9 protein-coding genes are annotated in these 10,394 nt (G+C 39.9%); 3 read left to right on the top strand and 6 right to left on the bottom strand.

What is annotated here, in order from left to right; translation table 11 throughout:
* Positions 1-144: 144 nt before the first annotated feature.
* The 4 genes from K6V48_RS11170 to K6V48_RS12055 all read right to left on the bottom strand — a co-directional run bounded on the left by K6V48_RS11170 (position 145) and on the right by K6V48_RS12055 (position 3,256).
* Positions 145-954: a COG3942 and LysM peptidoglycan-binding domain-containing protein gene (locus K6V48_RS11170; RefSeq protein WP_172040792.1), complete on the bottom strand. Its 810-nt coding sequence runs from the start codon at positions 952-954 to the stop codon at positions 145-147.
* Between the two features lie 81 nt (positions 955-1,035).
* Positions 1,036-1,587, bottom strand: coding sequence for a DUF1697 domain-containing protein (locus K6V48_RS11165; RefSeq protein ID WP_222369764.1), 552 nt, complete (start codon positions 1,585-1,587; stop codon positions 1,036-1,038).
* A complete protein-coding gene (locus K6V48_RS11160) occupies positions 1,584-2,525 on the bottom strand; it encodes a serine hydrolase domain-containing protein (protein WP_222369762.1) in 942 nt (313 codons plus the stop codon). Before K6V48_RS11160 ends, K6V48_RS11165 begins: the two co-directional genes overlap by 4 nt.
* Entirely contained in the window at positions 2,522-3,256 is a 735-nt protein-coding gene (locus tag K6V48_RS12055) for a CppA family protein (RefSeq protein WP_277936631.1), read from the bottom strand. Before K6V48_RS12055 ends, K6V48_RS11160 begins: the two co-directional genes overlap by 4 nt.
* A 190-nt stretch (positions 3,257-3,446) precedes the next feature.
* Here K6V48_RS12055 and K6V48_RS11150 point away from each other — a divergent pair, with 190 nt between their 5' ends.
* Complete coding sequence (locus tag K6V48_RS11150) at positions 3,447-5,714, top strand: Xaa-Pro dipeptidyl-peptidase (RefSeq protein ID WP_222369760.1); 2,268 nt, start codon at positions 3,447-3,449, stop codon at positions 5,712-5,714.
* 164 nt (positions 5,715-5,878) lie between these two features.
* Here the strand turns inward: K6V48_RS11150 and K6V48_RS11145 are convergent, their stop codons facing one another.
* On the bottom strand, positions 5,879-7,048 hold the full coding sequence (locus K6V48_RS11145; RefSeq protein ID WP_222369757.1) for an SIS domain-containing protein: 1,170 nt from the start codon (positions 7,046-7,048) through the stop codon (positions 5,879-5,881).
* 350 nt (positions 7,049-7,398) lie between these two features.
* Here K6V48_RS11145 and K6V48_RS11140 point away from each other — a divergent pair, with 350 nt between their 5' ends.
* On the top strand, positions 7,399-7,698 hold the full coding sequence (locus tag K6V48_RS11140; RefSeq protein ID WP_024403999.1) for a YbaB/EbfC family nucleoid-associated protein: 300 nt from the start codon (positions 7,399-7,401) through the stop codon (positions 7,696-7,698).
* 46 nt (positions 7,699-7,744) lie between these two features.
* Here the strand turns inward: K6V48_RS11140 and K6V48_RS11135 are convergent, their stop codons facing one another.
* Positions 7,745-9,505, bottom strand: a complete 1,761-nt coding sequence (locus K6V48_RS11135; protein ID WP_222369754.1) for a glycerophosphodiester phosphodiesterase — start codon at positions 9,503-9,505, stop codon at positions 7,745-7,747.
* Between the two features lie 79 nt (positions 9,506-9,584).
* Here K6V48_RS11135 and K6V48_RS11130 point away from each other — a divergent pair, with 79 nt between their 5' ends.
* Positions 9,585-10,175, top strand: a complete 591-nt coding sequence (locus K6V48_RS11130; RefSeq protein WP_222369751.1) for a GNAT family N-acetyltransferase — start codon at positions 9,585-9,587, stop codon at positions 10,173-10,175.
* Positions 10,176-10,394 lie beyond the last annotated feature (219 nt).

Genomic DNA, 10,394 nt, shown 5'->3' with positions numbered 1-10,394 from the left:
ACAATTTCTAGTTTCTCAGAGACAGACTTTGGACTTCTTTTGGACATAATAAAACTCCCTTTATAGTTTCTAGTGAAAATTTTTGTTTTTTCACTGTCCACTATAAGGGGAGTATATCACAATTCGTGAGAGGGGACTGTTCTTCTAATAATTGTAAATATAAGTAATTTCTCCGATGGTATCCGTTGGATAGAACCAACCGCGGAAATTATCCACCCACTGCTGACCATGATAGTTGGCTTCAAGAACTTGAATTTGACCCAACTCATTCACGGCCGTTACATATGCAACATGTCCTAAGTTTCCATCATTCCATGAAATGATCGCTCCAACCTCAGGTACAGATCCTGTACGGAAACCATCACGCGCCGCATTGGCTCCCCAGGATGCAGCATCGCCCCACCAGTCACCTGCCCAAGGGGCAACTTTCTGTACTCCCCATGTACATTGACCTACAGGGTAATTGATACCAAGTTCATACTCATATCCAGGTAGATAATAGTTACTCCCGCTTGTATCAGCTGATTGAGTCCATAGGGTCTGTCTTAACATCAAAATCTGCCCTGGATGTAATGAACTCTCCAGTGTTAATTGATTCTGATCCAACAATTCATTAAGATCCAATGAAAAAGCATCTGCAATCCCGTAAAAAGAATCACCTTCTTGAACAACATAATCTAACTGACTTGTAGCAGTTGATTGGTCGAGTTCCACATTTTCTGCTTGAGTTACACTCGGAATATCCAACATTTGACCCGGGGTAATTAGTCCATTAATTTCCATCGCATTGGCCTCTGCTAGCTGATATGGATCAATCCCATACTGCTCCGCAATAGAAAACATTGAATCTCCCTCTGCCACTACATGACTAGTGGCTTGAACACGAGATATGGTTGATAACGCAACCGTAATCCCTGCAAAAGCTAGAACAGATTTGTAACTAAACTTTTTCATATGACACCTCCTCATCATGATTTCATTTTACCAAGATTTTGACGAGAAAAGATGTCGAAAGCATTACAAATAAATGACGATTTATCGTTTTATTTCATTCTTTAAATAGTTTGATATAACTGAGAAAGTCTTCCCATTCCGAATGGTTACCTGCTTGTAAAAAGGTGACTTAGCCAACTGCTTGTGGTAGGCTGTTTGTAGATAGCTGTCTTCAGTGTATTTGCCCCAATAAATAGCATGCTCGGAGAGATGTAGTACTTCATCACCTAGATGCAAGGACTGAATATAGTCCACCATAGCCTGCTTATCCACTCCTTCGGTGAAAAAGAGAACATCCTTACGTGCCATTTCATCCTGCCACCATGCAGGCAGCTGCGCTACTTCTGTCACATAATCCTCTGTACTCAACAGAGAAAACGCCTCAACAAATGGATAGTGGCTGGTAAAAAATTGCTGAAAATCCGCTACAATATCCTCCGGTTCCTTATCCGAATCAAAGAAAAGATTGCCGCTATTAATGTAGGTCTCAACATTGTCATAACCTAAATCAGCCACTGCTTGACGAATTTCAGCCATCACAACTTTATTGCGACCGCCAACATTAATCCCCCTCAGTAGTAAAACATACCTCATCCCTCTTCTCCCTCTAAAACCTGCCGAATAAGTGCCATCACTTGGTTTCGATCCAACTTCCACTGGGCACGCTCATCCTTTTCAAAGGTACGATTCGAGAGAAAAATCGAAGCTTTCTGCAAGGGTCGATTGTACATGATGAAGGTTCCCGTATAGCCTGTATGCGACAGCCAATCCCCCTTTTTATCCCAGGCCAGCGACCGCTTGCGCTTATCATCAAAACCATAGTCCTGGGTCAAATCTGCCGCAAAATCCTCTGTCAGGTAATGCTCCAAGAAGATTTCCAAATCCTTAATCGTCGAAAAAAGACCTGCACTTCCCGCGTGGACACCCAATACACGTGCCTTGGGATCATGCACCACACCAGACGTCACACCACGCACTGTCGGCACTGCCTGACTCACTGGGCCAAAGGAGGTTTGGGACATGCCAAAGGGCTCTAGAACGTCTCGACTGATAAGCTGGTATAGACTGTCTCCACTTAATTCCTCCAACAAAAAGCCCAATAGAAGAAAATTGAGGTCTGTATAGAGAAAATCCTTATTATCTGTGACCCTGATATTCAAAATCGCTTCTTTAAGTTGCTCTGCATTTAAATTATCCCGATTAGGAATGAAGGGATCGATACCGCTAGTATGGGTTAGTAGTTGACGGATGGTTACTTGACTATTTTGAAAAGCTGGATAGTATGACTGTAAAGTCCTATCCAACTCCAGAGCACCGCTATTGACCAAAAAAATCACGAGTGTCCCGACACCTACCACTTTGGAAACGGAGGCTAAATCATAGGTCAAGCCCGGCTGAACTGTCACCTGACCATCTTGTGTGCCCAGATAGTACTCCTGCCACTGACCCTTAGAAAAAAGAGCCAGACTGGCACCAGGATAGACTCCTTGCTCAATCTGCTCTGAAATCTTGTCTATGATAAGTTGTCTCATTTTTCGAACCACAATTCAATGCCACTTGGATCCACAGTTTGAATGAATGTCTCCTTTTTGTCCTTAAAGAACGGAGCCTCTAACTGGCTTTCCAAGTTTGCCCAATCAAAATCTTTCTCAACTGGGAAACGTAAACTATCTAAATCCCATACTTGTTCTGCGGGGGCTAATAAGTCTTCGCCTTCTGCACCAATGAAGCGCAAAAAAGTTTGATTTGACAAGATCGTTTCATAAAAATCTTGGCTGACGCTTGCCTGCGGAGTATTTATCCAAACTGACTCAACTGTAAAAGCCGTCAAGCCAAAAAAATTATCGTATGCCTTAAATGGAACAGGTGGAAGAATAGCTTTTAAGTCATCCATTGATGCTTCCGCATGCAATAAAAATGTATCTCCTTCAGGTGAAACAGTTTCAAATCCAAAGCCGTTTTTTCCTTGGTAAAGCTTGCTATACTGTGTACCCGCTGCTAATAGGGCTTCTATCTCTTCAGCCTTGTCTACTTTTATGATGATCTTATTTAACTTTTTTGTCCCATTTACTGCACGGGTTCTCATGCTTGGTGACTCAACAAGTACAAGCTTTGTCTCCACACCAGCATGTCCACTAAACTCTGCAAATGCCCCCTCCTCAAGGATAGTTTTCATCCCCAAGTTTTGTTCTAAAAATTCTTGATTTAATTTTCTATTATTGATCCGTACAACCGGAACAATTGCTACTTTTGTATTTAACACTCTATCTAACTTCTCCTCTTATCGTACCTTATTATTTTATAGAAATTTTCATAATTTTACAACCGATTTAATGTCGATAATTACACTTTTTGTAAATTTATTTGATTAAATTCCCTTCCCCTTAGACAAAGAAAGGAGCATCGGATATAATGTCTATTATAGACTATTATCAGAAAAAAGAGGAGAATTTATGCGCTTTAACCAATATTCTTTTATCAAAAAAGAGGATTCCATCTACCTCCAAGAACTTGCCAGTCTCGGTTTCCGCCTAAATCCAAATGCCAGTAACAGGGAAAATTTAGAAACATTTGTGAGAAAATGCCATTTTCTGACTAGCAATACTGACCTCGCATTGTCCAATATGATTGCGGACTGGGAAACGGATTTACTAACTTTTTTCCACTCTGAGCGCGAGGTTACAGACCAAGTTTTCTATCATGTAGCTCTCCAATTGCTTGGATTTGTTCCAAATTTTGATTACACAGATATTGACGACTTTGTAAAGAAAACCAATTTCCCAATTGTATACAGCGATATTATCGAAAATATCTACCATCTGCTCAATACTCGTACCAAGTCCGGTAATACCTTGATAGATCAACTTGTCAGCGATGATCTGATTCCTGAAGATAACCAGTACCACTTCTTCAATGGTAAATCTCTAGCAACTTTTTCAACCAAACAGCTCATCCGTGAGGTGGTTTATGTTGAAACGCCTGTAGATACAGCTGACAGTGGGCAAACGGATTTGGTCAAGGTGTCCATTCTCCGTCCACGCTTTGATGGAAAAATTCCTGCGGTCATTACCAACAGTCCTTATCACCAAGGGGTCAACGAGGTAGCTAGCGACAAAGCCCTGCATAAGATGGAGGGCGAGTTAACTGAGAAACCAGTTGGCACTATTTCGGTCGTATCAAGCTCAATCAACAAACTGAAATTAGACAATCGGGATCTCCCAAGCAGCCCCGCAACTGAAAAACTAGGGCATATTGGCTCTTATTCCTTAAACGAATACTTCCTTAGTCGTGGATTTGCCAGCATTCATGTTTCCGGTGTCGGTACGCTAGGATCTACGGGCTATATGACCTCTGGAGACTACCAACAGGTAGAAGGGTTTAAGGCAGTTACCGACTGGCTAAACGGGCGTAATAAGGCCTATACAGACCATACACGTTCACTTCAAGTCACAGCTGATTGGGCAAATGGCAAGGTAGCAACAACTGGTCTTTCTTACTTGGGTACAATGTCCAACGCCCTAGCAACAACAGGTGTAGAGGGTTTGGAAGTCGTCATCGCAGAAGCAGGAATTTCCTCTTGGTATGACTACTACCGGGAAAACGGGCTCGTTACCAGTCCAGGAGACTATCCTGGAGAAGATTTAGATAGCTTAACTGCTCTAACCTATTCCAAGAGCCTACAAGCAGGGGACTTCCTTCGTAACAAAGAAGCCTACGAAAGAGGACTGGCTGCTGAGCGCGTCGGACTTGAGCGTTCAAATGGCGATTACAACCAATACTGGCACGACCGTAACTATCTTCTCCACGCGGACAAGGTTAACTGTGAAGTTGTCTTTACCCATGGATCACAAGATTGGAATGTGAAACCAATTCATGTATGGAACATGTTCCATGCTCTACCTGATCATATCAAGAAACATCTCTTCTTCCATAACGGCGCCCATGTCTATATGAATAATTGGCAGTCAATCGATTTCCGTGAATCCATGAATGCTCTACTTAGCCAAAAATTACTCGGATATGACAATGACTACCAGCTTCCTACTGTCATTTGGCAAGATAACAGCGCAGCTCAATCATGGACTGACTTAGAAACGTTTGGAGGACAGACAGAATCTCAATTCCCATTGGGACAAGATCAAGCGCAAATCCAAAATCATTACGACGAAGAAACCTTTGAAAAGTATTGCAAATCATATCCTACATTCCACCAAGATCTCACTGGGGACAAAGCCAACCAAGTGACCATTGACATCGAATTGAATCAAGATATCCATCTAAATGGGAGAGCCATCCTTCAACTACAGGTCAAATCAAGTGTCAGCAAAGGATTGCTTTCAGCCCAACTCTTGGATTTTGGCACTGCCAAACGTCTCAGCCCAATTCCAGGAATGGTGTCTCGAACCAGCTTGGATAACGGTCGGTATTACGCCCAAGAAAACCTAACTGAGCTTCCATTTACAGAAACGCCTCATCGCCTGATTACCAAAGGATTCATCAATCTTCAAAATCGTACCGATTTATTAACTGTAGAAGCCGTTACGCCAAATCAATGGATGACACTTCGATGGGAACTGCAACCAACTATTTATAAACTTAAAAAAGGTGATAAACTCCGCTTAGTCCTTTATACGACTGATTTTGAATGCACTGTAAGAGATAATTCCGAATGGCAAATCAGCCTTGATTTAAGCCAATCTCAATTAATCTTACCGCATTAATAAAATATATCCATTCCGTTTTATTTAAAATGAAATACCCAAAACAAAACGCATAAAATCATCTTCATTATGATTCTATGCGTTTTTTCAATGTAAATTGCTTCTACCAATTCAAATAGACGAGTCAAAACGAGTTGCACTACTGTGCAACTCGAATGAATGTTCTACTTTTCTAATGGATGAATAATAACACCTTGCACAACACGGTTTACTGTACCAGTTGGGGATGGTGTATCTGGTAAATTTTTGCATTTAATGGCTGACATGATGGATACAGTTTGGGCAAAGATAATGTATGGGAAGGTTAGGAAGACATCTGGCAATCCAGCTCCTCCTTCTGCCAAAACAAAGTTTGCTGCCTCTGTACCTGCCAGCTTGTCAGCTGACAATGCCACAATGCGCTCAGCAATTCCATCTCCATGAACCTCATTGAGCAAGTCAACATCATACTGGCGAGTATAAGCATCATTTGAAGCGAATAGAATAACCAATGTCTTATTATTGATAAATGATTTTGGTCCATGTCGGAATCCAAGAGGTGATTCATACATTGTAGCAATCTTACCAGCTGTTAGCTCAAGGATTTTCAATTGAGCTTCGTGAGCTAAGCCATAGAAACCACCAGCGCCCAGATAAATAACACGCTCAAAATCTAAATTGACAAGGTCTTGTACATAGTCCTCCCGATCAAGGACATCTTGACCTAAACGAACAATCGTTTCAACCCAATGTGCCTTTTCTTCTTGGCTAGCAGGTGAAAATACTAGAAGGGCTGTCAAAGACATGCAACTAAAGCTTCCAGTCATTGCAAATCCTTTATCGTTTGAACCTGCTGGTTGCAAGAGCAAGAGGTTATCGGTATCCCCCTCAGCCGCAACAGCTAGTTTTCCTTCTGGTGCACACGTGATTGTCACTTGGTAAAGTTCATCCACCAACTGTTTAGCGATTTCAACCGCTGCAACACTCTCAGGGGAGTTTCCAGATCGGGCAAATGATACTAAAATAGTTGGAATATCCCCTTGCAAATAATCATGTGGACGACTAACTAATTCAACAGTACCAACCGCTGAAAAACGAATGTGTTTCAGGTCATTGACTTGATTTAGATAATTTGCAATGCTCTGACCAACAAAGTCTGATGTCCCTGCTCCGGTAAAAATTACTTGGATTAAATCATGTTTTTCTTTTATCCCCGATAGAAAACTTTCTATCGCTTCTAGCTGAGAAACGTATAGTTGATATGCCTCTTGCCATAGACCAGGTTGTTGGAAAATTTCCTTTGCAGTAATACTTGCGCCCAATTTTTCAAGTTCTTCTTTTGCTAAACGAAACATAACTTCTCCTTGTCTCTGGTTATAACCAGTTTTTATTTTATTATAACCTATTCGCTCAGCAAAGTCAATTTAAAATAGGTTAATATGTCAAATTTACAGTTACATGGAATTTTGCACTAATTTCTAGAGTAATTGATTATAATTAGTTACTTTAAAAAATTTTGAATGTATATATGTTTGATTGATAAATCTGATTAACCCATTCTTCATTTTGAGTTATTATTTAATCATGATATAATATTAATCATACAAGAAATCTCCTCTACAATTGATTACTTCTAAAAAAGTGGTCAAAATTTCAAAAACAAGAGGGTCTAAACCCTTAATACGAAAGGAATCTTAAAAATCTTATGATGAACATGCAAAATATGATGCGCCAAGCTCAAAAACTTCAAAAGCAAATGGAGAAGAGTCAAGCTGAACTAGCTGCTACTCAATTTACAGGTAGTTCTGTGCAGGACTTGGTTACTGCTACCTTTACTGGGGATAAAAAATTAGTATCAATCGATTTTAAGTCTGAAGTTGTTGATGCTGACGATATTGAGACATTGCAAGAAATGACAGTCCAGGCTATCAATGATGCTCTGACAAAAGTTGATGAGGCAACTCAGAAAAAACTTGGTGCATTTGCAGGTAAATTACCATTTTAAAACATAAAAAGACGCGAGTGGCATAGTGACCGTTCACGTCTTTTTGTTATTCAAAATTATAGAGTAAGTACTGAAATTCAAGGAAAAATAGATCAGGATAGCGATGATTCTCTTTCAATTCACTCATCAAACTTTTTAGACCTGTTAAATTATCAGTAATAATACCATCTACTTGCAGCAAGAGCATCCTGGTCATACTCTCTTCATCGTTTGGTGTCCAAGCATAAACAGATTTCCCTCGGATCCAAGACTTAGTCATAAAATTCTGGTCAAGCGATGTATATTCCATTGTATATCCGTCAGCCACAGTGGTTGGATAAATGGAATTGAATGGAAGAATGAAGAAAGATACCAGTTGCTCATTATATTGTTTGATTTCAATAATCGTACGATAGTCTAACGAATGCATCTGATGACCTTTAGCAATTAGGCGTTGACCATATTTTTCCAGAAAATTTCGTGTAAGATTTGGTGAATCTGCATCTGTTACTTTAATTTCCACTAATAATTTCTGACCAAGCTCATCAGCTTTTTCTAGATACTCATCAAAAGAAGGAACAGGAGCTGTCATCCCATTTTCTGATGCAGTCATCGCCGTCAACTCTGCTAGAGTATAGTCATGTGTCCCTCCGGTATTGCCCGTCAAAGCCATTAAATCTGTATCATGCATGACAATGAATTGGCCATCTTTGGTCTCCTGAACATCCATCTCAATATAGTCCGGCTTGAGTTGAGAGGTCTTTTCCAGAGCCTCAATCGAATTCTGAACAGCATTGCCATTGTCAACACCTCGATGGGAAATAGTCACTGGCAAGGTGTCAAATGGGTAATAAAGGAGCAATGCCCCTTGGACACCAAAAACAAGACTAGATACCAGAAAAATAGCCAATCGAAGACGATGACGGAGACGCTTGCGACGGTATATTGGTAACTTCTTTCCGGTTAATAGACTGATAAAACCTATCATAAAGAGAGCAATGACTCCGTAATAGGTTAACCTTAATACTATATAGCAAACAACAGCTAACCAATATGAAAGACTTGGAGCATAATCTTCTACTAACAGCTGTATAGAATAGAGCAACAATGCAACTCCCGTAAAAAAGATAACCGGAAAAGTGACCAAGCCAACTAAACGCACAAGGTAATTGACTTGTTTGATTCCCTTTGTATGCTTCCAAGAAAATGCAATAGATTCTTTCACACTCCTATGTTCAAAATAGATTTTCGGTAGTGCGAACATGAGTCGGGAGGCAAGCCAAAAGAAAAGGAGGAGGGAAACTAAAATCAAGACCCCTATCCAGACTGTGTTGGATAGGTAATCAAGGACAAACTGTGGCACAACGATTTTATTAAAATAATAAATATTTAATATTCGACGTAGAAAGGGTAAAAGGAGAACTGAATAAAAAAGGAGGAAGATAATTTTTGGTAAGCTACTATGACGGATAATTGCGACCATACTATCTCTAACATCTCTCAAGTAATCCGATAAGTGCTTGACTTTTTCATCTAACAATTGCCAAACCCCAGTAAAAAGAAGAGCTAACTCCAGATAGGCAATCCCAATATTGGCGAAAAATAAGAGAATAAACAAGCCAGAAACAAAAAGATTCTCAGAAAATACCGATAAAAGATTCGTCGGTGAAAGATAAGCATGACCTGTTAGGGCTAATAGCCTTTCTGAGACCCACGAATTAAGTGGTATCCACACAAACTCCATAAATGCGAACAGAGTAAAAAAGAGTAATAGAATCTTGTCTAAGTTGTAATAGATTTTTTGAAATTCACGATATATCTTTTTCATGGTACTAGTGTCCCATATTCTTTCAGGAATTGCAAGCCATCATTAAACATGAAAAAATAGAAAAATAAAGGAGAAATAGATGACTACCCAACCGACCATTGCAGTATTGGAAGAAGAGCATTTATATTCAATTTGGAAAAATGGATATAGCCAAATCCAACCTGAGTGGAAAAAATGGGATGGACCTGATTTTGAAGATTATCAGATGTATCCTGATTTTGAAGCATTTCGAATGAGTAAACTTTACAATTTCTTCTGTAATGATACTGTTTGGGGCATATTTGTAGATCGAGAACCGATAGGAATTGTTACCCGACATTGGGAAGATGAAAAAACTCGATGGCTCGAAATCGGGATTGTTATCTATCAGCAAAAGTATTGGAATGGGGGCTGCGGGACAAGAGCTCTCAAACTCTGGATGGATCATATTTTTCAAACTAATACTGAATTAGAACATATCGGACTAACTACTTGGTCTGACAACCACCGTATGATGCGAGCAGCTGAAAAAATCGGTATGATAAAAGAAGCGCAGATCCGCAAAGTGCGATACTGGAAGGGACATTATTACGACTCTGTCAAATATGGAATAATAAGAGAGGAATGGGAAGCAGATAAAATAGTTCCCATTCCAGATTCTTTACCCCTAACGAACGATTACAAAAATTAAGTCACATTGCGCTTACGATATAAGACAAAAAAAGATTGGTACCTACCAATCTTTTTAATGCAATCATTCACTCCCACATTCTCATACTCTTCGAGAATCAAAATTATCAGTTGTCAAGAGCCTGGATGAGTGAAGAGCTCCAGTGGACATCGATTCGCTTCCTTTTTTTCAGGCTCATGATAAAAAGGTCCACTGGACCTTGATTCGCTTCCTTATTTT

This window comes from Streptococcus suis (assembly GCF_019794555.1).
GTDB classification, from domain to species: Bacteria; Bacillota; Bacilli; order Lactobacillales; family Streptococcaceae; genus Streptococcus; species Streptococcus suis_AB.
Note: the sequence above shows the minus strand (reverse complement) of the source record. Positions and strands in the feature narration are given on the sequence as shown.

Excerpts from the sequence above, each read along its gene's own strand:
- K6V48_RS11170 (WP_172040792.1), bottom strand. The coding sequence starts at position 954 with ATGAAAAAGTTTAGTTACAAATCTGTTCTAGCTTTTGCAGGGATTACG.
- K6V48_RS11165 (WP_222369764.1), bottom strand. The coding sequence starts at position 1,587 with ATGAGGTATGTTTTACTACTGAGGGGGATTAATGTTGGCGGTCGCAAT.
- K6V48_RS11160 (WP_222369762.1), bottom strand. The coding sequence starts at position 2,525 with ATGAGACAACTTATCATAGACAAGATTTCAGAGCAGATTGAGCAAGGA.
- K6V48_RS11150 (WP_222369760.1), top strand. The coding sequence starts at position 3,447 with ATGCGCTTTAACCAATATTCTTTTATCAAAAAAGAGGATTCCATCTAC.
- K6V48_RS11145 (WP_222369757.1), bottom strand. The coding sequence starts at position 7,048 with ATGTTTCGTTTAGCAAAAGAAGAACTTGAAAAATTGGGCGCAAGTATT.
- K6V48_RS11140 (WP_024403999.1), top strand. The coding sequence starts at position 7,399 with ATGATGAACATGCAAAATATGATGCGCCAAGCTCAAAAACTTCAAAAG.
- K6V48_RS11135 (WP_222369754.1), bottom strand. The coding sequence starts at position 9,505 with ATGAAAAAGATATATCGTGAATTTCAAAAAATCTATTACAACTTAGAC.
- K6V48_RS11130 (WP_222369751.1), top strand. The coding sequence starts at position 9,585 with ATGACTACCCAACCGACCATTGCAGTATTGGAAGAAGAGCATTTATAT.